Origin of the sequence: Pontibacter saemangeumensis (assembly GCF_039541895.1) — a bacterium.
Lineage (GTDB): Bacteria > Bacteroidota > Bacteroidia > Cytophagales > Hymenobacteraceae > Pontibacter > Pontibacter saemangeumensis.
Window position 1 is genome coordinate 456,116 of the sequence record NZ_BAABHC010000029.1, and the last position, 25,501, is coordinate 481,616.

19 protein-coding genes are annotated in these 25,501 nt (G+C 56.9%); 4 read left to right on the forward strand and 15 right to left on the reverse strand.

The window, feature by feature from the left end:
* Positions 1-62 precede the first annotated feature (62 nt).
* The 12 genes from ABD920_RS20225 to ABD920_RS20280 all read right to left on the reverse strand — a co-directional run bounded on the left by ABD920_RS20225 (position 63) and on the right by ABD920_RS20280 (position 15,687).
* Positions 63-287 (reverse strand): hypothetical protein, encoded by a 225-nt coding sequence (locus ABD920_RS20225; protein WP_345161663.1) that lies wholly within the window; start codon positions 285-287, stop codon positions 63-65.
* Between the two features lie 123 nt (positions 288-410).
* Positions 411-1,601, reverse strand: coding sequence for an efflux RND transporter periplasmic adaptor subunit (locus tag ABD920_RS20230; protein ID WP_345161665.1), 1,191 nt, complete (start codon positions 1,599-1,601; stop codon positions 411-413).
* A 24-nt stretch (positions 1,602-1,625) separates the two neighbouring features.
* A complete protein-coding gene (locus ABD920_RS20235; protein WP_345161667.1) occupies positions 1,626-6,020 on the reverse strand; it encodes a CusA/CzcA family heavy metal efflux RND transporter in 4,395 nt (1,464 codons plus the stop codon).
* Between the two features lie 110 nt (positions 6,021-6,130).
* A complete protein-coding gene (locus tag ABD920_RS20240) occupies positions 6,131-6,448 on the reverse strand; it encodes a DUF6660 family protein (RefSeq protein ID WP_345161669.1) in 318 nt (105 codons plus the stop codon).
* A 129-nt stretch (positions 6,449-6,577) separates the two neighbouring features.
* Positions 6,578-6,796 carry a hypothetical protein gene (locus ABD920_RS20245; RefSeq protein WP_345161671.1) on the reverse strand — a complete coding sequence of 73 codons (219 nt, stop codon included), beginning with the start codon at positions 6,794-6,796 and terminating at the stop codon, positions 6,578-6,580.
* A 242-nt stretch (positions 6,797-7,038) separates the two neighbouring features.
* Positions 7,039-7,902, reverse strand: a complete 864-nt coding sequence (locus ABD920_RS20250; protein WP_345161672.1) for a GIY-YIG nuclease family protein — start codon at positions 7,900-7,902, stop codon at positions 7,039-7,041.
* A 76-nt stretch (positions 7,903-7,978) separates the two neighbouring features.
* Positions 7,979-8,515: a GNAT family N-acetyltransferase gene (locus ABD920_RS20255; protein WP_345161674.1), complete on the reverse strand. Its 537-nt coding sequence runs from the start codon at positions 8,513-8,515 to the stop codon at positions 7,979-7,981.
* 155 nt (positions 8,516-8,670) lie between these two features.
* Positions 8,671-10,410 (reverse strand): IlvD/Edd family dehydratase, encoded by a 1,740-nt coding sequence (locus tag ABD920_RS20260; protein WP_345161676.1) that lies wholly within the window; start codon positions 10,408-10,410, stop codon positions 8,671-8,673.
* Positions 10,411-10,693: 283 nt separating this feature from the next.
* Positions 10,694-12,274: an aldehyde dehydrogenase (NADP(+)) gene (locus tag ABD920_RS20265; protein ID WP_345161678.1), complete on the reverse strand. Its 1,581-nt coding sequence runs from the start codon at positions 12,272-12,274 to the stop codon at positions 10,694-10,696.
* Positions 12,275-12,557: 283 nt separating this feature from the next.
* Entirely contained in the window at positions 12,558-13,391 is an 834-nt protein-coding gene (locus tag ABD920_RS20270; RefSeq protein WP_345161680.1) for a fumarylacetoacetate hydrolase family protein, read from the reverse strand.
* 37 nt (positions 13,392-13,428) lie between these two features.
* Complete coding sequence (locus tag ABD920_RS20275; RefSeq protein WP_345161682.1) at positions 13,429-14,760, reverse strand: GntP family permease; 1,332 nt, start codon at positions 14,758-14,760, stop codon at positions 13,429-13,431.
* A gap of 51 nt (positions 14,761-14,811) precedes the next feature.
* Positions 14,812-15,687, reverse strand: coding sequence for an SMP-30/gluconolactonase/LRE family protein (locus ABD920_RS20280; RefSeq protein ID WP_345161684.1), 876 nt, complete (start codon positions 15,685-15,687; stop codon positions 14,812-14,814).
* Positions 15,688-16,466: 779 nt separating this feature from the next.
* On the opposite strand from ABD920_RS20280, the gene ABD920_RS20285 reads away from it, so the two are divergent.
* The 4 genes from ABD920_RS20285 to ABD920_RS20300 all read left to right on the forward strand — a co-directional run bounded on the left by ABD920_RS20285 (position 16,467) and on the right by ABD920_RS20300 (position 20,770).
* Positions 16,467-17,351 (forward strand): nucleotidyltransferase family protein, encoded by an 885-nt coding sequence (locus ABD920_RS20285; protein WP_345161686.1) that lies wholly within the window; start codon positions 16,467-16,469, stop codon positions 17,349-17,351.
* A gap of 18 nt (positions 17,352-17,369) precedes the next feature.
* Positions 17,370-18,014 (forward strand): carbohydrate-binding family 9-like protein, encoded by a 645-nt coding sequence (locus tag ABD920_RS20290; RefSeq protein ID WP_345161688.1) that lies wholly within the window; start codon positions 17,370-17,372, stop codon positions 18,012-18,014.
* A gap of 96 nt (positions 18,015-18,110) precedes the next feature.
* A complete protein-coding gene (locus ABD920_RS20295) occupies positions 18,111-19,547 on the forward strand; it encodes a Gfo/Idh/MocA family oxidoreductase (RefSeq protein WP_345161690.1) in 1,437 nt (478 codons plus the stop codon).
* A gap of 158 nt (positions 19,548-19,705) precedes the next feature.
* A complete protein-coding gene (locus ABD920_RS20300; RefSeq protein ID WP_345161692.1) occupies positions 19,706-20,770 on the forward strand; it encodes a LacI family DNA-binding transcriptional regulator in 1,065 nt (354 codons plus the stop codon).
* Positions 20,771-21,166: 396 nt separating this feature from the next.
* Here the strand turns inward: ABD920_RS20300 and cysI are convergent, their stop codons facing one another.
* The 3 genes from cysI to ABD920_RS20315 all read right to left on the reverse strand — a co-directional run bounded on the left by cysI (position 21,167) and on the right by ABD920_RS20315 (position 25,469).
* Complete coding sequence (gene cysI / locus ABD920_RS20305) at positions 21,167-22,867, reverse strand: assimilatory sulfite reductase (NADPH) hemoprotein subunit (protein ID WP_345161694.1); 1,701 nt, start codon at positions 22,865-22,867, stop codon at positions 21,167-21,169.
* Positions 22,868-23,020: 153 nt separating this feature from the next.
* Positions 23,021-24,826: an assimilatory sulfite reductase (NADPH) flavoprotein subunit gene (locus ABD920_RS20310; RefSeq protein ID WP_345161696.1), complete on the reverse strand. Its 1,806-nt coding sequence runs from the start codon at positions 24,824-24,826 to the stop codon at positions 23,021-23,023.
* Between the two features lie 7 nt (positions 24,827-24,833).
* Positions 24,834-25,469, reverse strand: coding sequence for a peroxiredoxin (locus ABD920_RS20315; RefSeq protein ID WP_345161698.1), 636 nt, complete (start codon positions 25,467-25,469; stop codon positions 24,834-24,836).
* Positions 25,470-25,501 lie beyond the last annotated feature (32 nt).

The window sequence follows — 25,501 nt, forward strand, 5'->3', positions numbered from 1 at the left end:
ATAGCTATTTACTGTCCTGCACTGTCATGCTTAACACTAATTTAAGATGGTGCAGCAATAGGCTACCCGCAAATCCAGCGGATATTTCCCCAGATGTTTTTGGATACGTTTACCAGCGCTGCCGCAGCCTCGCGCGTGCCACACAGCGTCTCCAAACAGTAAATTACTTCCCAGGCGCTGCCGGGGCTTAGGGCCATCTCCGCAGGCGGAGAGGTATTTTGACTGGAACTTAAGCATACCTTTTCAGCATGACCTGAAAACAGGCGCATATCTGAGATCTCTTTCACACGGCATTTACAGTTTTATGAAAATTTATTTCCCGCACCTTCTTTTGCAGAATTTGCACCTTCCTTTTCAGCACACATGGATTGCGGAGATTTCACATTTCCGATGTACACGGGCTTCGGCGGTCAGTGATGTCCCTCTCCGGAATTACGCATTTTGGAGAGCAGGGAGTAGGCTCCTTTGGTCACAAAGTTCGCGGCAGCGGTATCCACTCCGGCAGGCAGCGCCACCTGCACATAACCTCCTTCCTCTACGCCCCGCTGCACCGGCACCATGCGGAACTGCTTCATGACTGCCTGCCCTTCTTTCTCCTCCCCTATATATAAAAACAGGAAATCTTTGCCCTTATCATTCACCACGGCGGTCTCTGGCAGGGTCAGCACCTGCTGGCCGTCCAGCGCCACCTGCGCCTGCACATACATGCCGGGCACCAGGTCCTTGTCCTCTTCCTCCATATGGGCATGCACCTGCACAGTGCGGTCTTCGCTTATTTCCTTCCCGATCAGGTAGATGGTGGCCTCGTGATCGGCCACCGCCTCGTTCGGGAGGGAGTAGCGCACCAGTTGCCCCTTCTGAAGGGCTGCCACGTCTTTCTCGAACACGGTCAGTTCCACGTGCAGGTGCTCGGTGTCGGCAATCCGGAACAGCACATCAGTGGGATTCACGTATTGCCCGATGCTTGCGCTGATATAGGTGACGTAGCCTTCTATCGGGGAGTAGATCGGGAGGATACGGCTGATCTTGCCTTCCCGGAGCGTGGCAGGGTTTACACCGATGATACGCAGCCTTTCCGCCAGGCCCTCCACCTGTGCCCCGGCAGTTCTGTACTCGGCAGTCGTCCGCTGGAAAGTCTTGTCTGAAGTAACCTGCTCCTCAGCCAGCTCCTTTTGCCGTTGGTACTCCAGTTCCAGGTACTCGAGGCGGCTTCTGGCTTCCAGGTAATCCTGCTGCAGTGTCACAAAGTCGGCGTTCTCGATTTTTGCGATCAGCTGCCCTTTCTTAACGTGCATGCCCTCCAGCAGCTCGGTGCTTTTCACAAAGCCGCCCAGCGGGGCGCTCACCGAGGCCATGTTCTGCGGCGGCAGGTCCAGCTCCCCCGTCAGGGTAAGCGTGTTGCTTAAGTTCCGCATTTCCGGCTTTCCCAGGGCGATGCCCGCCACCCGGTACTGCTGCTCCGTCAGTTCTGCCATATCCTCCTGTTCTTCGCCGCTATGTTCCTCCGCTGCTCCGTGCGCCGGCTCCGCCTCCCTGCCGCAGGACGAGAAAAGCAGAAAGCCTAGGAGGTAAATCGCGTGTATATATAAAGTCCTTTTCATATCGGGTAATTCAGCGTTGATGGGTTAAGGTTGATTTTCAATAATGAAGTGAAGCTCGATCACGGCCTTGTCGTAGCCATATAGCGCCTCTATATAGTTTGCCTGGATAGTGAGTGCCCTGTCCAGGCTCAGGATATAATCCTGGTAGTCGATCTCCCCCGCGCGGTATGCCTTTGTCGCCTGGCTGATGATGAGTTGGGCCTGGGGCAGCGCGGTGCTTTCGTAGTAATCGAGGCTGCTCTGGAGCTTCAGCGCCTGCTGAAACGCCGCCTTCGCCTCTGCCTCCAACTCGTTTTCAACGTGCTGCAGGTTTTGCTGCGCGACCTGCGCCTGCAGTTTTGCCGCTGCGATGCGGTTTTTATAGGGCTTTACCCACAGCTGGATTGCCACGCCGAACGACACTTCGTGGGCCGGCTCAAACTCCTGGATGTTATCTCTCCCACCGCCTGCGGCGATGGTCCGGTTGGTATAGCCCAGCCGCAGGTCCGGCAGCAGCTTTGCCCGCTGCAGTTCCGTCTCCGCCTGCTGCACCGCCACCTGCTGCTGCGCCAACCGAAGCTGCGGGTTTTGCTCCAGCACCTCGGCGGACAGCACTGGCAAAGGCAGCCGGGAGAGCGCCGTGTCCGCTGTGATGACCGTTGTATCAGTCGCCAGCAGGGCCTGCAGGCGCTCCCGGAACACGGCCAGATCCGCCCCGGCCTGGAAGGCGCTGTTGCGCACCTCCGACAGCTGTGTTTCGGCGGTTACTTTCTCCAGCAGGTTCGTCTCCCCGGTTCTGAGCTTTACCGCTGCCGCCCTCAGAAACTGCCGGTATAAACTGTCCTGGTAGGTGAGCAGGCGGATGCGCGAGCGCGCATAGACCAAGCCAAGGTAGTTGAGCCTGACGTTCCGGACGATTTCCCGCTGGCGCTGCGTGAGCTTGATGCTGCTCACTGCCGTCAGCGCATCGGCCAGGTTCGCCTGCTTGGCATATACGGTCGGGAAAGCCAGCGTCTGCACTACTGTGGCTTCGTTGTCATAAACGCCTGATTCCAGCTTGCCCGTGGAGTACTGCAGCTGGGTTTTGTCGATGTCCCAGGCGGTGGCTTTCTGGGCCTCGCTCCGCTTCACGCTCAGCCGGGCCGCCTCCACCGACGGGTTCTGCTGCAGCGCTCTTTCAACGGCCTCGTCCAGGGTATATATAACCGTTGGTTGCGGGTGCTGTGCCCGTGCCTGCCCCACCGGAATCAGAGCCAAAACGGCGGTAGCGGCAAACAGCAGCAGGGCAATGGCAGCGAAACCACTGACGCGCAGCTGCTTTCTCTTCCTGCTCTGGTAGTAGCCTTCAATGAGGATATAGAGCACGGGCAGCACCACCAGCGTGAGCATCGTCGAGGTAACCAGCCCTCCGATCACCACGGTGGCCAGCGGTTTCTGCACCTCCGCCCCGGCAGTGCTGGAAAGCGCCATCGGCAGAAAACCCAGCGAGGCGACCGTGGCCGTCATGAGCACCGGCCGAAGCCTGACGGCTGTCCCGTTCAGCACCACCTCCCGCAAGTCCTCGATGCCGCCTTCTTTCCGCTGCCGGTTAAACTCCGCAATGAGCACGATGCCGTTCAGCACGGCCACGCCGAACAGGGCGATAAAACCGACACCCGCCGATATACTGAACGGCATATCCCTGAGCCACAAGGCCAGCACCCCGCCCACTGCCGCCAGCGGAATGGCCGTGAAGATGAGCAGCGAGTGCCGGACAGAGCCGAACGTGAAGAAGAGCAGCAGGAAGATAAGCGCCAGGGCCGCGGGCACCGCCACCGAAAGCCGCCTGTTGGCCTCCTGCAGGTTCTCGAACTGGCCGCCGTAGGTCACAAAGTAGCCGTCGGGCAGCTGCACCTGTTGGTCTATTTTCTCCTGCACCTCCTCCACCACGCTGGCAATGTCGCGGCCCCGCACGTTGAAGCCCACGATAATGCGGCGCTTGGCATCCTCGCGCTGGATCTGGTTCGGGCCCTGCCGGTACCGGATATCCGCCACCTGCTCCAGCGGCACCTGCTCCCCGCGGGGCGTGGTGACGTACAGCTGGCGCACATCCTGTATATCCTGGCGCTCCTGCTGCGTGAGCCGCACCACCAGGTCGAAGCGGCGGTCGCCTTCATATACCATCCCGGCGCTCTGCCCGGCAAAAGCGGCATTAATCGCCTGGTTTACCGTTTCCACATCCAGTCCGAACTTGGCGATCCGGCTCCGGTCGATGTCCACCACAATCTGCGGGAGCCCGGAAACCTGCTCCAGGTACAGGTCCTCTGCTCCCTCCACCGTCGCCACCAGCCCGCCTACTTCCTGCGAGAGCCGCGTGAGTTCCTCCAGTTCCTCCCCGAATATCTTGATGCCCACATCCTGGCGCACCCCCGAGATCAGCTCGTTGGAGCGCAACTGGATGGGCTGCGAAACACCGAACGTGACACCGGGAATCGCCTCCAGCGCCTCCGTCATTTTATGGGCCAGTTCCTCCCGTGTGTCTGCGCTGGTCCAATCCGCCTTATCCTTCAGCAAAATGGTGACGTCGGCAGACTCCATCGGCATCGGGTCAGTGGGAATCTCAGCGGCCCCGATCTTGCTGATCACCTCCTCGACTTCGGGAAACTGTTCTTCCAGCAGCTGCGAGGCAAGCGTCACTTTTTCAATAGTCTCAGACAAAGAGCTGCCTGTCAGCAGCCTCGTCTCCAGGGCAAAATCCCCCTCCTCCAGCGTCGGGATAAATTCGCTGCCCATGCGGGAAAAGAGCCACAGACTCAACCCAAACAATACAAGGGCGGAAACCAGCACCAACGTTTTGAATTTGAGGGCACCCCGGATCACGGGGCGATAGAGGCGCTGGAAAAAGTCCATCATCCTGTCTGAGATATTTCGCTTGTGGCTGGTGTTTTTGCTCAGCAGCAGCGCCGACATCATGGGCACATAAGTGAGCGACAGAATGAATGCGCCTAATATGGCAAAGGAAACTGTCAGGGCCATGGGGCGGAACATCTTGCCCTCGATGCCCACGAGCACCAGGATGGGCAGGTACACGATCAGGATGATGATCTCGCCAAAGGCGGCGGAAGTTCTGATCTTGCGCGCCGATTCATATACCTCCCGGTCCATCTGCCCCTGTGTCAGCCTGCCCCCGCCGCGCAGCACGAGGTGGTGCATGGTAGCCTCCACGATGATCACGGCGCCGTCCACGATCAAGCCGAAGTCTATGGCCCCGAGGCTCATCAGGTTACCGGACACCCCGAACAAATGCATCAGGATGATGGCAAACAGCATGGCCAGCGGAATAACCGAGGCCACCACCAACCCCGCCCGGAAGTTGCCGAGGAAGAGCACCAGCACGAAGATCACGATCAGGGCACCCTCCACGAGGTTCCGCGTCACGGTGCTCATGGCGCGGCCGATCAGCTCGCTCCTGTCCAGGAACGCCTCTATCTCCACGCCCTCCGGCAGCGATTTCCGCACCTGCTCCAGCCGCGCCTTCACGCGTTCCACTACCTGGCTGGTGTTCTCGCCTTTGAGCAGCATCACGATGCCGCCCACCGCCTCGCCGGAGGCATTGCGGGTGAGGGCGCCGTAGCGGTTGGCACTTCCGAACTGCACCTCCGCAATGTCGGCTATCAACACCGGGGTGCCGTTGGAGGTATTGCTGACCACTACCTTTTCGATCTCACCCAGGCTCCCGATCAGCCCCTCGCTGCGCACAAAGTAGGCGTTCGGCTTCTTGTCTATATAGGCGCCGCCGGTGTTTCCGTTGTTGCGCTCCAGGGCCGTCAGCACATCGCTGATGCTCAGGTGGTGGGCCTTCAGCCGGTCGGGGTCCACGGCGATCTCATACTGCTTTAGGAAACCACCGAAGCTGTTCACCTCCGCCACGCCGGGCGTGCCGAGCAACTGCCGCCGCACAATCCAGTCCTGGATAGTGCGCAGCTCCATGGCCGTGTATTTGTCCGCATATCCCGGTTTTGGGTGCACCACATACTGGTACACCTCCCCGAGCCCCGTGGAGATCGGGGCCATCTCCGGGCTCCCTACCCCGGGCGGTATCTTGTTGCTGGCCTCCACCAGCCGCTCGCTCACCTGCTGCCGCGCCCAGTAGATATCCACGCTCTCCTTGAACACAATGGTGACGACGGAGAGGCCGAAGCGGGAAATAGAGCGCACCTCCTCGATCCGGGGGATAGTGGACATGGTCTGTTCAACCGGGAAACTGATGAGCCGCTCCACTTCCTGCGCGGCCAACGAGGGACTGGTGGTGATCACCTGTACCTGGTTGTTGGTGATATCCGGCACGGCATCGATGGGCAACTGCGTGAGCGAATAGCTGCCCCAGGCGATGAGCCCGAGGACGAAAATGCCGATGATGAGCTTATTATAGATGGAGAAACGGATGATCCTGTCTAACACCTTTCTTATTTTTTTATATCAAACAACACACATATATAGGCTATATGCGCACGCCTCTTCAGCCGCATGCGTATGCGGGCCGCGCGTGTTTATAGATGGATTGGAAAAGGTTAGGCTTTCGGCGGGTGCCAGAAAGAAAAGGAAGGGGAAGCGGCGCCTTCGGGCGCGTAGGTGCTCAGCGGGGAGCTTTGCGGAACAGGATGAACCCCGGACAAGCTCGGTATATGGAACGAGAGCGTGATGCCCCCGCAACAGTTACACTCGCAAAGCGGAGAGCAAATATCGGCCTCCTGCCCTGCGCCGTGGTGGTTGTCAGCGAGCTGCGCTACCGTGGTGTTCGCTTCTGCCAAAGCGGTACTGCTGTCGGTGCACGGAAGGCACGCCAGAAGGAAAATAAGCATCCCCCATACGACAGTCAGGTTTTTCATTCTTTTAAAGATAGGGAAATTTTCTGTGAGATGCAGGCCTAGACCAAATCGAGTATAATTCTGAGGTTCTCTTTTATCTTCGCCCTGAGAAGTCCGTGTACCTGTCTGATCCTGTGCCTGGACTCTATATTATAATGTTTCAAATTCTGATAACACCGACAGCGAATCGGCTGAAACGAGTTTGGATTCTTTTTCCAGTTGCCTTGCCAGAAGCCTGCGCCTCTGAAGCTTGTTGTAGAATTCCAAAGCTTCGTTTATATACCTGTTCCTGCTCTTGTGGACTTTAGTCAGAATCTCCTCAGTTTCCTGAAAAATCTCGTCCTCCAACTTCAATGATAAGCTCTTCATGGTTAGGAGCATTACAAAGGTATAAACTATAGGTTTCTTTAGACTTTTATATACGATTCTCTTTTAACAACTTGGCTATCAACACCTTCATCCTTCTTTACCATCTAATGTATAGAGCACAACGTTTTTGCAGCAATCCGAAGAGCGGGACTTTTACCACAAAATTTGATTTGAAAAACTAATATTTGATTAACCATAAAACTGTCTTTGGAACACGAAACCCCGCCTTTTGAGTAGGTGTGTTATGCCTTCGTTGTTTTGTCATTCATTTCAAATTTTTTAAGAGTATTACCGTCCTTGTTTTTCCATTCTGTCAGTCCGTTTGCATTACGTCCCATTACCATAACTGCCGCTGTTGATGGACTACTAAAAATGTAGTCATCAGAAAATTCAAAATATTCTCCCTTGTCAACAAGCACTCCTTCGTCAATAAGCTTTTGTCTATATGTGATGAAGTTTTGAGTCATTGAATTTACAATTGTCGCTGCTGCTTTAGAGCTTTTAAAAACTACAAAACCGTCAGATGTTGGTTCGCCTTGTCCGTCCGCACCACGAGCCGATTTAATAAAAAATGTTTCTTGTTTTTGTTTTTGTTTAAATTCTCGTTTCTCGTCAAATACTTTATGGCCCAATGTATTTACAAGCATTTTTATATAATCAATAAATTCTTCCATTTCCGCTCTGTCTGATTCGGAAATTGATGATTGTGTCGGAATAATAAAATTGTCAACTTTATAACGATTAGCAGATTTTGCAATGTAGTGTAGTCGATTTTCTAAGTATTTGATGTGAGCTTTATTAAGGTTTTCGTCCTTGCTAATAAATACAATTGCTTCGTTCCAAAAGTCCTTTTGTGTCAATTGTTGGTTCAGTCGCTTTAAAATAGATTCCGCTTCTCCGATATAGACTTGGTCTTTGCCTTCATCGTCTTTGCCAAATAGCAGGTAAACTCCAGTGCTCGTCAAGTCGTCACGGTCGGTGCAGTCCTTAATTTTGATTCTCGGAATTTTATATGCCTTTCCCGACCAGTTAGAAAGTTCACAACTCATCCGTCCGTTTGGGTCTCCGTCTATAAGAAAAATTTTTATTGTCTTACCGAATTTCATTTTTAGTTGTCTGTCTTTTTACAATGAGGCATAATGTACTGGACTTTGCGGTGGCGCAGCTACCGTAAAGGTGTTGTCAGCTCCTGGCTTGATTATTTTCAATCACATAAATCACATTGTTTTCATTGTCATCGTCATTCCTGTCCTCAACCAAAACAAAGTTATTCTTTAACAATAACCTTCGTGAACTTTCATTATTACAATGGGTAAAAGCTTCTATTTTTTCTAAATTCAAGCTGTTAAAACCATAATGCAAAATACTTTTCAATGCCTCACTCATTATTCCGCATCCTTGGAAGTGAGGGTGTAAGTCATATCCCACTTCTGCTGATTTCCGGTCCTCTGAAATATTCCAAAGGCAAATACTTCCGATCATTTCATTATTGCCGAGCTGTGAAATGCACCAATAAAATGATTTGTGCAGGTCAACATTTTCATTAATTCTTTTTATAAAATTGTTTGCTTCCTCCTGTGACTCCGCTCTTGGCCTATCCACATATCTATTCACGGTCTCATCGGAGCGTAAAAAAGAAATCACTTTCCAATCTGAGTACCTTAATTTTCTCAAAAGCAACCGATCAGTTTTTATTTCCTGAAATTGACTATTAATCATTGTTCCTGAGCTTAGAAATAACTTGCTGATATACTTAGACTTAAAGTTATCTGCACTATGGATAAAGGTAGACTGGCCAGTTGTTAGGTCTGGTTTATATAAAATAATAGGAGCAGGCCATCAACAACCTGCTCCTATATATAAATCCTCAAACCTCAATGCAAATCACGCGTCACCTCTGAGCCGGAGCCGCCCTGTAGCACGTCCAGGTCGGCGCCGAGGTGGGCCTGCTGCACGTGGTCTATATAGAGCTTCACGTAGCCACGGGTAGCCATGGGCGCCGGCGGTATCCAGGCCGCTTTGCGGCGCTGCAGTTCCTCGTCGCTTATATCCAGGTGCAGTCGCCTTTTCTCCACGTCCAGCTCAATCATGTCGCCGTTCTGCACGATAGCCAGCGTGCCGCCCACCGCCGACTCCGGCGACACGTGCAGCACCACGGTGCCGGCCGCCGTGCCGCTCATCCGGCCGTCGGAGATGCGCACCATGTCCCGGATGCCTTTCCGCAGGATCTTCTCCGGCAGGTCCACGTTGCCGACCTCCGGCATGCCGGGGTAGCCTCTCGGCCCCACCCCTTTCAGCACGAGCACGCAGGTCTCGTCCACATCCAGGTCCGGGTCGTCGATGCGCTGGTGGTAGTCCTCGATGGTTTCGAACACCACCGCCCGCCCGCGGTGCTTCATCAGGGCCGGCGTGGCGGCGGAGGGCTTGATGATGGCCCCGTCCTCGCAGAGGTTCCCCTTGAGCACGGCGATGCCCGCCTCCTGCTGCAGCGGCTCCTGCACGGGGGCAATCACATCGGAGTTGTAGCAATTTATCTCCGCGTTGTTCTCCCCAATCGAGCGGCCGTTCACCGTGATCGCCTCGTTGTGCAGGTACTGCCGCATCTCCTTCAGCACCACCGGCAGGCCTCCGGCATAGTAGAAGTCCTCCATCAGGTACTTGCCGGAGGGCTTCAGGTTCAGCAGCAGCGGGATCTTGCTGCCGATGGCGTCAAATTCCTCCAGGCTCAGCTCCACGCCCAGCCGTCCGGCAATCGCCAGCAGGTGGATGATGAAGTTGGTGGAGCCGCCCACGGCCGCGTTCACCACGATGGCATTCTCGAAGGCTTGCCGGGTCAGGATCCTGGAGAGCTTCAGGTCCTCTCTCACCATCTCCACGATCCTTCGCCCGGACAGTTGGGCCATGACCTTCTTGCGGGAGTCCACGGCGGGGATAGCCGCCGCACCCGGCAGCGTAAGCCCCAGCGCCTCCACCATGCAGGCCATAGTAGAGGCCGTGCCCATCGTCATGCAGTGGCCCTGGCTGCGGGCCGCCCCGATCTCCATTTCATGGATCTCGGCATCAGAGTAGTTCTCCACTTTCTGCTTCTCCTTGTGCAGCCAGTTGAACGAGCCCGAGCCCACGCACTCGCCTTTGTAGCGGCCGCTCAGCATGGGCCCGCCCGGCACCACAATAGTCGGAAGGTCCACGCTGCAGGCGCCCATCAAAGTGGAAGGCGTTGTCTTGTCGCAGCCGGTCAGCAGTACCACCCCGTCCAGGGGGTTGGCCCGGATGGTCTCCTCGGTGTCCATGGCGGCCAGGTTCCGGAAGAGCATGGTGGTGGGCCGCATGATCGTCTCGCCCAGCGAGGTGACCGGGAACTCCAGCGGGAAGCCGCCGGCCTCCACCACGCCCCGCTTCACGATCTCGGCAAAGTCGCGCAGGTGCCCGTTGCAGGGCGTCAGCTCCGACCAGGTGTTGCAGATACCGATCACCGGCCGGCCCGTGAAGTAATCGTCGGGGTAGCCCTGGTTGCGCAGCCACGAGCGGTGCACGAACCCCATCTTGTCGGACTTGCCGAACCAGTCGTAACTTCTTAGCTTTTTATCTGATGTTATGTCTTTGTCTGATGCCATATGGGTAAAAAGTTTGAATGCTTTAAAATGCTTGTCCTGTAGATGCCCTGCTTGCCGCCGCTGTTGCGCTTGCACCGGCAGTTTATATATAAACCTGGTTAAGATTTACTTTCGTTTTTACACAAGCCCCACCCCTGCCCCTCCGAGGAGGGGAATGAAATTACTCTTGCTGAAATTCCCCTCCTCGGAGGGGCGGGGGTGGGTTATCGGCTGACAAGAAACCATTAGTTCTATATATAGCACAACTTGCGCTTAAGTCCGTATAGGCTTAGAATTCCGGAAATCAATCCTTCTTCAGTTCGCCGTTCACCAGCCGCCAGATACCCAGCGGGTTTCCGTCCTTCAGCTCGTCGGGCAGCAACGCCATCGGGAAGCCCTGGTAGCAAACGGGCCGGGCGAAGCGCATGATCGCCGCCGCCCCGACAGAGGTTGTCCGGCTGTCCGTGGTGGCCGGGTAGGGGCCGCCGTGTACCATGGCATAGCCTACCTCCACGCCCGTCGGGTAGCCGTTGATGATCAAACGCCCGGCCTTCTGCTCCAGTATGCTGATCAGGTCCCGGTTCTCCAGCAGGTCTTCCTCGGTGCCGTGCACAGTGACGGTGAGGTGGCCGCGCAGCCGTTCGGCAGCCTGCAGCAGTTCATCTTTGTGCTGCGCCGTCACGGCCAGCGTGGACGGCCCGAACACCTCCTCCTCCAGGGCCTCCTCCTCTAAAAAGGCCTGGACCGGGGCGTGCAGCAGGTAGGCCGTGCCATGGCAGGCGGTGGCGTTTTCCTTTCCTTTCGCCAGCACTTCCACCCCGTTTACACGGCGCAGCTTTTCGATGCCCTTCTCATAGTTGCCCCGGATGCCCGGCGTCAGCATCACGCCGCCGTCCATGTCGCCGATGCTTTGGGACAGCAGCCCCGTGAACTGCTTTTCCTCCTCCGAGCGCTGCAGGAAGATCAGCCCGGGGGATGTGCAGAACTGCCCGACACCCAGCGTTACGGAGGCGGCCATGTCTTTGGCAATGGCTTCCTTCCTTTCCCGCAGCGCGCGCGGAAGGATAAAGACCGGGTTGGTGCTGCCCATTTCGGCATACACCGGGATAGGCTCCTCCCGTTTGCTCGCCTCGTCAAACAGGGACTTGCCGCCCCGGAACGACCCCGTGAAGCCAATGGCCTTGATCATGGGGTGCCGCACGATGGCCTGCCCCACCTCGATGGAGGCGCCCTGCACCATGGAGAAGGTGCCTTCCGGCATGCCGCAGCGCCGCACGGCCCGCTGTATCGCCAGGCCCACCATTTCGGAGGTGCCGGGGTGCGCCTGGTGCGCCTTCACGACCACGGTGCAGCCGGCGGCCAGGGCAGAGGCCGTGTCGCCGCCCGCCACCGAGAAGGCCAGCGGGAAGTTGCTCGCCCCGAACACGCCCACAGGGCCCAGCGGCCGCAGCATGCTCCGGATGTCGGCCCTGGGCAGCGGCTTGCGCTCAGGGTCCGCCGGATCCACACGCGCATCCACCCAGGAGCCTTCGCGCAGCAGCTGGGCGAACAGTTTCAGCTGGCCCACGGTTCTGCCGCGCTCCCCTGTCAGGCGCGCCTCAGGCAAGCCGGTCTCCTCCATGCAGCGGGTGATCAGCCCGTCGCCAATCGCCACAATCTCCTCGGCGATCGCCTCCAGCAGTCCGGCTTTCTCTTTCCCGGATTTGTTTTTATATACCTGGAAGGCAATGCTGGCTTTGCGGATGGCATTGTTGATCTCTTCGGTGCTGGCCCCGGTGAATGCCGGCTCTATTTCGCTGCCGCTTGCCGGGTTCACCGCAAAGAAAGTTTCGTTTCCCTCTCCCGCCAGGGTATCTCCAATGATATTTTTACCTGTTAACTCCATCGTTTTTTCTGTATGATATAATCTAAATTAAGTAGCAGTCTATATACTGCTGTCATAGCATCTTTTTTGGCGCTCCGAAAACTGGACTGTTTCATCCATATATGGCACCCGTTCTCGCTTTCAACCCGACTTCATGCCAGGATACAAGTTTGAAAACCTGCACCATATACAGGATGACACGTTTTTGCAGATCCGCGCCAGCATGAGCCGACTAAAGCGCCTTCTATATTCCTTTCATTCCTCTTCGTCCTCCACATCAACACATATAAGGCTGCTGCTGCGTTTACTGCACGTAGTTGACCAGGGTGCCGATCGGACCGATCGTGATCCGGACCTCGTCGCCCTGCTGCAGGGTGAAATCGCTTTCTGGCACGATGCCGGTGCCGGTCATGAGCAGGCTGCCGTGGGGGAAGCTGCACTCCCGGTACAGGTAAGAGACGAGTTCTTCGGGCTTGCGTTTCATCTGCGCGATCTCGATCGCCCCCTCGAACACCTTTTCGCCCCGCCGGAGGATCTCCAACTGGATGAGCGTGTCCGATGGCAGCGGGTCTTTCGTCACGTAGATGCAGGGGCCCACCGCCGCGCTGCCGTCGTAGGTCTTGGCCTGCGGCAGGTACAGGGGGTTCTCGCCCTCGATGCTGCGCGAGCTCATGTCGTTGCCGATGGTGTAGCCCACGATCCTGCCCGAGGAGGTGATGACCAGGGTGAGCTCCGGCTCGGGCACGTCCCAGGTGGAGTCGCGGCGGATGCGCACGTTGCCGCCCGGCCCCACCGCCCGGTAGGCCGTGGACTTGAAGAACAGCTCCGGCCGCTCCGCCTCGTACACCATGGCGTAGAACTCCCCGCCGCCGCTGCCCTTCGACTCCTCCTGCCGGCCCTCCTTGCTGCGGAAATACGTCACGCCGCTCGCCCAGATCTCCTGGCTCTGCACCGGTGCCAGGAGATTTTGCAGCAGTACGCCCGCGTCCGGGTCCGGCGCCACGTTCTGCGTCACCTCCTGCATCTTCTCATAGAGCCGGTCATCGTTGAGGAACTCGTCCCATTGCTGGCCCCTGACCGGGTACAGGGCCTTGTCTTTTTCGATCAGGATGCCTTCTTGTGTTCTGTATAGTTTCATCTGTTGGTATATATAGTTCGAACCACTGTTTTATATATCAGGTGAGGAGCAGGTAGCCTATAAACAGGAAAATCGCGGCGGACAGGCCCAGCACCAGCGTCCCCAGGCTATAGAGCCTGTAGCCCGTCCGCACCTTCATGCCCGACATCTGCGTCACCACCCAGAAGAAGCTGTCGTTGGCGTGCGACACCACCGCGGAGCCCGCCCCGATGGCGACCACCACCATGGCTTTCTGCAGCTCCGTCTCAAAGCCGAGCGAGCCCATCATCGGCAGGATGATCGAGGCCGTCGTGATCAGGGCCACCGTGGAGGAGCCCTGCGCCGTCTTGATTGCCGCCGCCAGCAGGAAGGGCAGCCAGATGCTCAGGTTTATATCTGCCAGCGTTTCGCCCAGGGTGGCGGCGATGCCGGAGTTCTGCAGGATCTTCCCGAAAATGCCCCCCGCCCCGGTGATGAGGATGATAGAGGCTGCGTCTTTCAGGGCAATGCCCACCCAGCCCTGCGCGGAGAGCATATCCTTTTTCAACTTCTTCGGGAGCGTCAGGGACAGGAAGGCGCCGATGCAGAGGGCCACCACGGGCTCGCCCAGGAATGCAAGCAGGTTGTATACAGGCGGGCTCAGGGCAGTGTCGTAATTCAGCAGGAGCGACCGGACAACGATCAGCAGGATGGGCACCGCCACGGGCACAGAGGCCTTCAGGGCACCGGGCGCGGTTTTCAGCCGCTGGTTTACCTCTTCCTCCGTTACCTCCGGGTTCGGGTCGATGTAGGTTTTGGCGGCGTACCCGGTGGCGTACAGCAGCCCGACCGCCAGCGCCAGCGCACTGATGGGCAGCCCCACCAGCATCACCAGGCCCAGGTCGGCCCCCAGGATGCCCGCGGCGGCGATAGGCCCCGGCGTGGGCGGCACCATGGTGTGGGTGGCCGTCAGGCCGAGGCCGAGGGCGACGGCGGGGCCCGCCAGGGAGATGCCCGCCTTCTTGGACAGGCTCCTGTTGAGCGGCGAGACGAGCAGGAAACCGCTGTCAGCGAATACCGGGATGGAGACGAAGTACCCGATGATGCCCATCGCCGCCGTTACGCGCTTCTGCCCCACCATCCGCAGCACTTTCTCGGCCAAGGTGTAGGCGCCACCGGAGTTCTCCAGGAAGACCCCGATGATGACCCCGAAGATGATGATGAGGCCGATCTTGCCCAGCGTCTCGCCAAAGCCCTCGTTGATGGATTTTATAATGGCTGCCAGCGGCATGCCCGTCAGGAAACCGTAGAGCACGGCCACCAGGAACAGCGCCAGGAAGGGGTGCACCTGGAGCCGCGTCGTCAGGAGAATGATAAGTGCCACGCTGAGGAGCAGATAGAGTACTGCCATAGGGATCCCTGCTGGTTTTAGAGTGTTGCCCGGAGAAGGCCGGTTTGAGATTTATTTATTCGCTTTCACCTCGTAGGCCACCAGTTTGTTGGCGAAGAAGGTGGGCACCAGCAGCAGGTTGCGGGCGGGGATATAGGCGATATCGGCCGCGTTTACCTTGTCTGCTTTTGTGTCTAACAGTTTCTCCACCTGCCCGCCGGCCGACACGTAATTGATCGCCCCGTTCCAGTCGGAGATGATGAAACCCTCGCCGAGCGGCACGATGCCGTCGCCGCCGACAAGGCCCTCGGCGATGGTGCGCAGCTCCTTGCTTTTCTTGTCCACCTCGTAGAAGACGCCGGCGTTCATGTCCATCAGGTAAAACCTGCCCTGGTGCGCCAGCAGGCCGTTGGGCTTCTGAAAATGGGCCTTCTCCAGCCACACCTCCGCCTTGTTGCCGCGCAGCCGGTACACCCGCTTCTTGTCGGAGTCGGAGATATACACCACGCCCTGCGCGTCCACGGTGATGTCGTTGAGCATGCCAGCGTCTTCCACCTCAATGGTGCGCGCCACTTTGCCCGTTTTGGTGTCGATCACCACCACCCTGGTCAGGTCGGCCACGTACAGCAGGCCCTTCGACAGGCCCAGGCCTTTCGGGGAGTCCATGCCGCCCACGACCCATTCCACGTCCTGCACCTCGCCGGCCAGGGAAACCCGGCCGATGGAGCCGTTGCCGTCCTTGCCGCCGGCCGGGTTGTTGATGTTGGAGACGTAGAGCACCTCGTTGGCCTCATCGTACAGCACCGACTCCGGCTCTTTGAGGGTGGTGGGCGTCTCCCACTTCTGCTCCAGGCTTACCGTTTGGGCGGCAACCGGGGCACCGGCCTGCACCAACACGAAAAGCAGCAGCCCGGAAAAGCAGTTCCTGGAAATCTGTTTTACATTCATAGTTATATAGAGCTAATGGTAGTGGTATATATAAAATCAAGCGCCTGCCTGCGCTGCCGCGCCTGATAAAAAGGACAGCTCTACAAGCGCTTTGTCACTCAGAAATCCCCCCCTGCAGCACAAGAATGCCCGTATGCAAGCGGTAAAGAAACCGGGCACGCGGCACAGCATGGCCCCGCCTCTTCCAAGCCGGAGCATCTAAAGCCTGTAAAAGGCAATAATCAGCGTCGAAGCCGACGGCGCTTTAAAAGCGACATCCCAACTGCGCGCGGCGCAGGCTATATATAAAATAAGCATGCAGTGAACTGCCTTACCTGATGCCGGCTAGCAGTTTACGCCCTTCCAGCAACTGCGTTTAGAAAGTCGATTTCGCTGCCAATTGATTTTAAGGTATATATATTTTTATAAAAACGCTAACACTGCAAATCAGAACGCATCATATATACCTCACCTGCTAACGATGGCAGGGCAGGATGAAAGGAATAATCTTCTATATAAAATGCAGGCCCAGACTATCTTTCTACAACTGCGTTAACGTGCAAACACGCTGCGTGTTCGTAAACTCATATACTTTGGCCTTGCTTTTTCAGATTCTTATTTCTATTTTTATCAGGCCGGTCATCACAGCGAGCAGCCATGACCCTTAATCAGCACCAATTCTGTGGCGCGATCACATAGCCATATACAGCGCAGCTATTCCGCCCCGGTTTTCTTAACATAAAATCACGCAGTGTCCACACATGCAGAAGCAACCCACCTTACTTGTATTAGCGGCCGGCATGGCGACACGGTATGGGAGTTTGAAGCAACTGGATGGCTTTGGGCCGAACGGCGAAACGATCATCGACTACTCTGTGCACGATGCTTTCAGGGCTGGGTTCGGGAAAGTTGTTTTTGTTATCCGGAAGTCGATGGAGGAGGCGTTCAAAGCCGCCATGCGCCGCAGGTTTCCGGATGATTTGCCCATTGCCTACGTTGCCCAGGAACCGGAGATGGTGCCCGCTGGCTTCACGGTTCCCGAAAACAGGGTAAAGCCCTGGGGCACCGGACACGCGGTGTGGGTGGCGGCCTCCCAGCTTCACGAGCCGTTCGCGGTCATCAACGGGGACGATTTTTACGGGTACCAGTCGTTTAAGCTTGTGGCGGACTTCCTGAAGAGCAGCACCGAGGCGGCTGCATATGGCCTGGTGGGCTTTAAACTGGAGAACACGCTGTCGGAGCACGGAGCGGTTTCCAGAGGCCTGTGCGCGCTGGACGAAAACGGCTATTTGAAATCAGTAACCGAACTCACCCATATCGCCCGCACAGCTGACGGAATCGCGGTGCAGGATCCGGGCACGGAGGCACGCTTTTTAGAAGGCGATGCGCTTGTTTCGATGAACCTGATGGCGTTCAAGCCCTCTGTCTTCCCCCATTTTGAGCGGGAGTTCAAAGCGTTTCTGACCCGCAACAGCTCAAACCCAACCGCAGAATTCTACCTGCCGGCGGTGGTGGACCAGATGGTCAAATCCGGCGCAGCCAGAGTGAAAGTGCTGCAGACACCGGAGAGATGGTTTGGGGTTACATACCCGGAGGACAAGGCCGTGGCCGTGCGAAACATCCGCCGCCTGCTACGGGAGGGTGTGTATCCGGATAATATGTGGCAGACACTTTCATCGCACTAAAAGATTCCGGAAAAAACCATGAAGAACCTAGACGTCCCACAGGTAAACCAGCTCTCTATAGACAGCCCGCTTTCGCTTGTCTCTGAGACGCTGGATACGCTCCCGCAACACGCCCTTGCTGAAACGCCCTGGCCAACGGACTATAAAACACCGGAGGTGCGCTTCGCTGCGGCTTACAACCGCGACTGCCTCTTTCTCAAGTACTATGTGCGGGAAAACACCGTGCGCGCCCTGTACCTGAACACCAACGACCCGGTGTACAAAGACAGTTGCGTGGAGTTTTTCGTCGCTTTCGATGGCGAGCCGCAGTATTACAACCTGGAGTTCAACAGCCTGGGCACCTGCCTGGCGGGCTTTGGCCAAAGCAGGGAGGATCGGCAACTGCTCTCAGAAAGCGCCATCGCACAGATCAGGCACGCGGGCGATTTGCAGGAAGTCGCCCCGGATTCGCAGCAGGTGAGCTGGCAACTGACACTGGCCATACCCGCTGCCGTGTTCTCGGGGCATACGATCACGGATTTTAAAGGCACACAGGCCAGGGCCAATTTCTATAAGTGCGGGGATGAGCTGCCGGAGCCGCATTTCGTGGCCTGGAGCCCCATACAAGCCCCGCAACCCGACTTTCATTTGCCTGCTTTTTTTGGCGGGATGAGGTTTATATAGAAAATCAACACCCGCTACAGACAGGCTTTTTACCTATATCCGCTCACAGCACCTGACACGTCCCAACCGCATATAAATCATTAACAGCGCATACCCATGAACAATAACCGCAGAGATTTTTTGAAGATTACGGGCCTGGCCGGACTGGGCATCGCCGGTTCGGGCCTGCTCGGAGGCTGTGCCACGGCAGAGCAGCAGTCGAACATGGCCACCATTGCGCAGCAGGCCAAGCGCAAGCACACACAGCGCTTTAACATGAGCGGCTACCGCGCCCCGAAGCTTGAGAAAGTCCGCATCGGGTTTGTGGGGCTGGGCATGCGGGGGCCGGGGGCCGTGAACCGCATGAGCCGCATCGAGGGCGTAGAGATCATGGCGCTCTGCGACCTGCTGCCCGAGCGGGCCGAGGCGGTGAAAAAGAAACTGCAGGAAGCGGGCACCGCACACAACCCCACGCTCTACTCGGGCCGTGAAGACGCCTGGAAGGAAATGTGCCTGCGGACGGACATTGACCTGATCTATATCACCACGCCCTGGCACCTGCACACGCCCATCGCCGTGTACGCCATGGACCACGACAAGCACGCCGCCACGGAGGTGCCTGCGGCCGTAAGCATGGAGGAGTGCTGGCAGCTGGTGGAGACGTCGGAGCGCACCAAAAAGCACTGCATGATGCTGGAGAACTGCTGCTACGACTTCTTCGAGATCCTGACGCTGAACATGGCCCGCCAGGGGTATTTCGGGGAAATCATCCACGGCGAGGGCGCCTATATCCATCAGCTGGTGGACCTGAACTTCTCGAAGGAAGGCTACCAGGATATGTGGCGCCTGAAGGAGAACATGACCCGCAACGGCAACCTGTACCCCACCCACGGCCTGGGCCCGATCTGCCAGGTCATGAACATCAACCGCGGCGATGCGATGGATTACCTGACGGCGGTGCAAAGCGACGACTTCCAGATGTTTGAGGAGGCGAAGAAGCGCGCCGAGGGAGATCCTTTTTACAAGCCGTTTGTGCAGGACACGTACCGGGGCAACATGAACACCACCACCATCCGCACGAAGAAAGGCAAGACGATGATGATCCAGCATGACGTGACCTCGCCCCGCCCCTACTCCCGGATACACCTGGTGAGCGGCACAAAAGGCATGGCGCGCAAATGGCCGGAGCAGAAGATCGCCAGCAGCCACGAAGGGTGGCTTACCGAGGAAGAAGTAAAGGCCCTGGAGGCGCAGTACACACCCGAGATCGTGAAGCGGATCGGGGAGATGGCCAAAAAGATCGGCGGCCACGGCGGCATGGACTTCATGATGGACTGGCGCCTGATCGATTGCCTGCGCAACGGCCTGCCGCTCGACCAGGACGTATATGACGCGGCCTCCTGGACGGCAGTCGGCCTGCTGAGCGAGTGGTCGGTGGCGAACCGCTCCAACTCCATCGACATGCCCGATTTCACGGCCGGTGCCTGGCAAACGAACGCCCCGGTTAACCTCTCGTTGGCTGGCGGTGGCACCACCAACGTCATCGTGCAATAGCCTGTGCTGAGGGAGTTGCTCTAAAGCCGTTTTCCTTGGGCCTGATCCTGTTTAGAGGAATCTTCACGCAGGAGTTACGGATGCGTATTTAATTTACTATTTTGACCGTCGCGAGAACAGAAGCAGGCCAGCATCATATATAAAGGGCATTACAATACGTGGACAGAATTATCAGGATAAAGGATATTGCCGAAAAAGCGAACGTGTCGACAGGAACCGTGGACCGTGTGCTGCATGACCGCGGACGGGTGGCTGATGACGTGCGGCAGCGGGTGCTGCGCATTGCCAAAGAGCTGAAATACAAGCCTAACCTGCTGGCGCGTGCGCTGGTCAGCAACAAATCCTGCCGCATCGCCGCCCTTATCCCTGACCCTGCTGTTGACAGCTATTGGCAGGCACCGCAGGATGGCATAGAGAAGGCGGTGGAAGAGCTGCAGCAGTACGGCCTGCGGGTAACGCCCTTTATTTTTGACCCCTATGAGGCGAAGTCCTTTTCGGCGGCCGCGGATAAAATAGCCACAGCCGCTTTTGATGGCATCCTGGTAGCACCTATCTTTTACCGGCAGTCGCTGGCTTACTTCAATAACTGGAAGCGCCAGGGTATCCCTTTTGTGCTCTTCAACACGCAAATCCTTGATTACGCGCCGCTCATGTACATTGGCCAGGACTCGTACCAAAGCGGGCTGCTGGCAGGAAAGCTATTACATTACGGCTGCCGGGAAAAAGCTACTCTTGTGGTGGCCCATATCGAGGAAGATGTCCAGAACTCGTCTCACCTGCTGCATAAGGAGCAGGGCTTCAAGGATTACTTTGCGCAGCAAGGCCTCACGGACAGCCACCACATTGTGACCGTTGACCTTCAGAGCAATTCGGGCAAAACCATCGCCCAGCAACTGGACAGACTGTTTAAGAATGAGCCGACTATCAAGGGCGTTTTCGTGACGACTTCCCGGGTGAATGTCATTGCGGAGTACCTGCAGCAAAAAAAGAGAAAGCAGGTCAGCCTGGTCGGATATGACCTGATAGGCAAGAACATCCAGCACCTGGAAACCGGCCATATCGATTTCCTGATCAACCAGAACCCGAAAGGGCAAGGCTACTGGGGCATACAGGCGTTGGCGGATCACCTGATCTTCCGGAAGAAAAACAACCCCATCAAGTACCTGCCGCTGGACATCATCACGAAAGAGAACCTGCAGTATTACATCGATTCCGATAATTGATATATGCCGTGGTCTGGCTATGGCATATATGGCTCTTGCTTAACGTGGGTAACTTTGCCAAATAGTGGAGCGCACCATTCGATCAAATGACCTAATACCGTGTCCAACCACCCCTGCCCCTCCTTGTCTAAGGAGGGGAGTTTTATACTCCCTTAGTCATGATGCATTTATGTGCGTTTTTGCTTTCTCCAACAGAAGCCATAGCCACACCTACTATCTTCTGCTAATGTAGAAGAAGATTCCCCTCCTTAGACAAGGAGGGGGCAGGGGTGGTTGGACCCGGCCCAGCAGGCAGCCGCCCCGTATCCCCAAAACAAAGCGAGGGCCCCTTTTCAGGATGCCCTCGCTTTGTTATGGCGGTGCTGGCTCTATATACCCCGTGCTTTCGCCCTCAGATCAGGCCAGGATTCTGACGGGGCGGTCAGTCGCCTCCACTATCTTCTTCCGGATAACGAAATCGCCGAAATGCTCCTGTGGTTCCCGTTCCTGCGCATAAGCTGTCAGGATGGGCTCCAGCGCTTCGATAATGGCTTCTTCGGAAAGCATCTCTTTGTATAAAGTGTTCAGCCTGTCCCCGTTATGGCTTGCGCCGAGATAGAGATTGTAGCGTCCGACGGCGCGGCCTACGAAGCCGATCTCCCCCAGCGATGCCCGGGCACAGCCGTTCGGGCAGCCCGTCATCCGGATGTTGATCTCGTCCGTTTCAAGGCCGTTTTTCCGCATGATCACATCCAGCTTGTCGATGAGCGAAGGCAGGTAGCGCTCTGACTCCGCGAAGGCAAGGCCACAGGTGTTCAGAGCCACGCAGGCCATCGAGCTTAGCCGCAGGCCTGTGAGTTTAGGATGGTTGAGCACCCCGTGCTGCGTCAGGATATGCTCGATGAGCATTTTGTCCGCCTCCTCCACATTCCCGATGATCAGGTTCTGGTTTCCGGTAAGGCGGAAGTCGCCGTTGAGCACCAGGGCCACTTCCCGCAACGCTTTTTTCAGCTCATATCCCTCCTCGTCTTTCACGCGGCCGTGCTCCACAAACAGGGTGTAAAACCACTTGCCGTTCGTCCCCTTCAACCAGCCGTACCGGTCTCCGTTGGTATCGAACCGGAAGGCGCGCGGGCTTTCGATTTCCCAGCCGATGCGTGTGTTCAGCTCAGTCACGAACCACTCCAGCCCTCTCTTGTCGATGGTGTATTTCAGCCTGGAGTTTCTCCTGTCGGCCCGGTTACCGTAGTCCCGCTGGATGGCGATCACGGTTTCGGCCACCTCCATTATCCTGTCTTTCGGCACAAAACCGATCACATCGCCCAGGCGCGCATACGTGGCTTTCTCACCGAACGTGCTGCCCAGGCCCCCGCCCACACACACGTTAAAGCCGATCAACTCGTTGTTTTCCTCAATCGCAATCAGGCCCAGATCATTGGCGAACACATCGATGTCGTTTCGCGGCGGAATGGTGAGCGCGATCTTGAATTTGCGGGGCAGGTAGGTTTCATGGTAAAGCGGCTCAAAATCCGGGGTGCCGCTCACCTTCTCCTTGTCCAGCCATATCTCGTGGTAGGCGGTGGTTTTCGGCGTGAAGTACTCGCTCATGCGGGCGGCCATCTCATATACCTCCTCGTGTATCTGCGACTGGTGCGGATTGGGGTTGCACATCACGTTTCGGTTCACGTCGCCGCAGGTGGCGATGGTGCTCAGCAGCGCATCGTTTATCGCTTTGATCGTAGGCTTCAGGCCGCGCTTCAGAATGCCGTGAAACTGGAAGGACTGCCGGGTGGTCAGCTTCATCGTGCCATTACCGTACTTGTCAGAAAGCTCGTCCAGGATCAGCCATTGGTCCGGCCGCGTAATGCCCCCCGGCACGCGCACCCGCACCATGAACTGGTACAAAGGCTCCAGTTTCTGACGCTTCCGCTCGCTTTCCAGGTCCCGGTCGTGCTGCTGATAGGAGCCGTGGTATTTGATCAGTTTCACATCGTCAGGGTGCAACGCACCCGTCAGCGGATTCTTCAGGCTCTCTTTGATCGTGCCGCGGAGGAAATCACTTCGCTCCTTTATATATTCATCGTCAGATAATCTCTGCTTTTCCAGTTGCTCTTCCATTGTCATTGCTCTTATTGTGTAGACAGGCCACTCCTTTTCAACCCCTTCTCAGGTTGTGCCAGGGCCTGCCAGCTCCGGCGCTGCTAGTGATGCTGAGAGGCCGCAAGTAGGGACCGGGGCGGTGAGATTCCGGTTGCCCGATCCTATTAGGTTTTAATATATGTCGGTCTGGTAGCGGTTCGATCGCTGCAGGTATTTCACGTACTCCTCCGCCTTCTCTACCGTCACGCCACCGTGCTGCTGTATGATTTCGCGCAAAGCGCCGTCCACGTCTTTGGCCATTTGCTTCGCGTCGCCGCACACGTAAAAATGGGCGCCGCTTTCGAGCCAGTTATAGAGCTCTTTGCCGTTTTCGAGCATGCGGTGCTGCACGTAATGCTTCTGCTTCTGGTCGCGGGAGAAGGCCACATCCGCCTTCGTCAGAATCCCCTCTTTCAGGTACTGCTGCCACTCGGTCTGGTACAGGAAATCCGTGGTGAAATTGCGGTCGCCAAAGAAAAGCCAAGACTTGCCCTTGAAATCCGCCACCTCGCGGTGCTGCATAAACGCCCTGAAGGGCGCCACCCCGGTTCCGGGTCCGACCATGATAATCGGCGCCTCCGGGTCGGCGGGGAGTTTGAAGCGGCTGTTCCTGTCCACAAATACCTTCACTTTATCATCCACATGGAATCTGTCGGAAAGCGTGGCGGAGCACAGGCCTTCTTTGCATCTGCCGTAGGCCTCGTACCGCACCACTGACACCAGCAGGTGCACCTCGTCTTCCACGGCGGCCTGCGAGGAGGCGATGGAGTACATGCGCGGTGCGTTTTTCCGCAGCACCGACAGCAGCTCGTCTGCCTGAAAAGCATGCGGCACCTCCTGCAACAGGTCCAGCATATCACGCCCGGGCAGGTATTGCACCATCTTCTGGTTGTCAGCGGCGATGTCTTTCAGCTTGTCGCTTCCTGTAAGCTCGGCGTACTTCGCCAGGGTAACGCTCGAAATCGGGCTCAGCTCGTAGTCGTAGGTCAGCGCCTCGGCCAGCGGCTTTTCACCGTTGTGGCCCTGCACCAGCTCCTCTCCCGAAAGACCGGCAGCCTGCAGCACCCCTTCCACAAGAGATGCAGCGTTGGTGCCGTACACGCCCAGCGCGTCGCCGGGTTCGTAGGTCAGGCCGGAACCCTCGAGGCTCAGCTCCAGGTGGATCGTTTCCTTCGAGGACCCTTTCCCGTTCAGGTTGATCTTCTCGAGGATGGTTGCCTCAAACGGATTCTTGCGGGAGTATTTGGGAGCTTCAGCGGGCACGGTGTCCTTCACAGTTACCTCCGTCGTCGCGTTCGCGCCGGAGGCCTGGCTGATTGCCTGCACCAGCGCTTGCTGCCACGCTTCTGCTGCCTCCTCATAATCAACATCACAGTCCACGCGGGTGCTGATGCGCTGCGCGCCTAGCTTTTCGAGCACGGCATCAAAGTCTTTCCCCGTCTGGCAGAAATCCACGTAGCTGCTGTCGCCCAAGGCCAGCACCGAAAACTTAATGTGCGAGAGGTCAGGCGCCTTTTTGCCGTGCAGGAACTGGTGCAGCTCCTCGGCCTGCACCGGGGGCTCCCCGATGCCGTGCGTGCTCACCAGCACCGCCAGGTTAGAGACTTTCTTCAGGTCCCTGGTTTTAAAGGAAGCCATGTCGGCCACTTCCACCTCGATGCCCCGCGATCTGGCCAGCGTGGCCAGGTTTTTTGCCAACCCTTCACAGTTGCCGGTATGGCTGCCATATAGCACCGTAAGTTGCTGCGCCGTTACGGCTGCCGCAACGGCAGGCCCGGCCACAACAGCAGCCGCGCCGGTTGGCGAAGCAGCCACGCCGGCAAAGTAACCGGACAGCCATTGCAGCTGCCCGGTATCCAGCCCCGACAAAGCTTCGTGGAGTTGTGCCGCCTGCTTGTCAGAAAACGGGCCTCTCTCCAGACCTTTCTTAAAATCCATCAACAGTTTATTTGTTTGGTTGCGGTGTATACCTTAGATAAGGCTTGATAAGCTGGTGCCCCTTCGGAAACTTGGCCGCTACGTCTTCCTGCTTCACAGACGGCGAAATGATCACATCCTGGCCCTGCTGCCAGTCCACCGGGGTGGCCACGCTGTATTTGTCGGTCAGCTGCAGTGAGTCGATCACCCGCAGAATCTCGAAGAAGTTCCTTCCTGTGGAAGCCGGGTACGTGATGATCGCTTTGATTTTCTTATCAGGGCTGATGAAATAAACGGAGCGCACGGTGGTGCTGGTAGAGGCATTCGGGTGGATCATGTTGTAAAGCGTGGCCACATTCCGGTCCATATCCGCAATGATCGGGAAGTCAACATCGCAGTTTTGCGTTTCGTTGATGTCCTTGATCCACTCGTGGTGCGAGTCCAGCTCGTCCACGCTCACCGCGATCACCTTCGTGTCTCTTTTCGCGAACTCGTCCTTCAGCTGGGCGGTGCGGCCAAGCTCCGTGGTGCAAACAGGCGTGAAGTCCGCCGGGTGCGAGTAGAGGATCCCCCAGCTGTTTCCCAGCCACTGGTGAAAATCTATTTCGCCCTCTGTGGTTTGTGCCGTAAAATTTGGTGCGTCATCTCCGATTCTTAAACTCATAGTTTTTTAATTTTAGGTTATACATCTATATG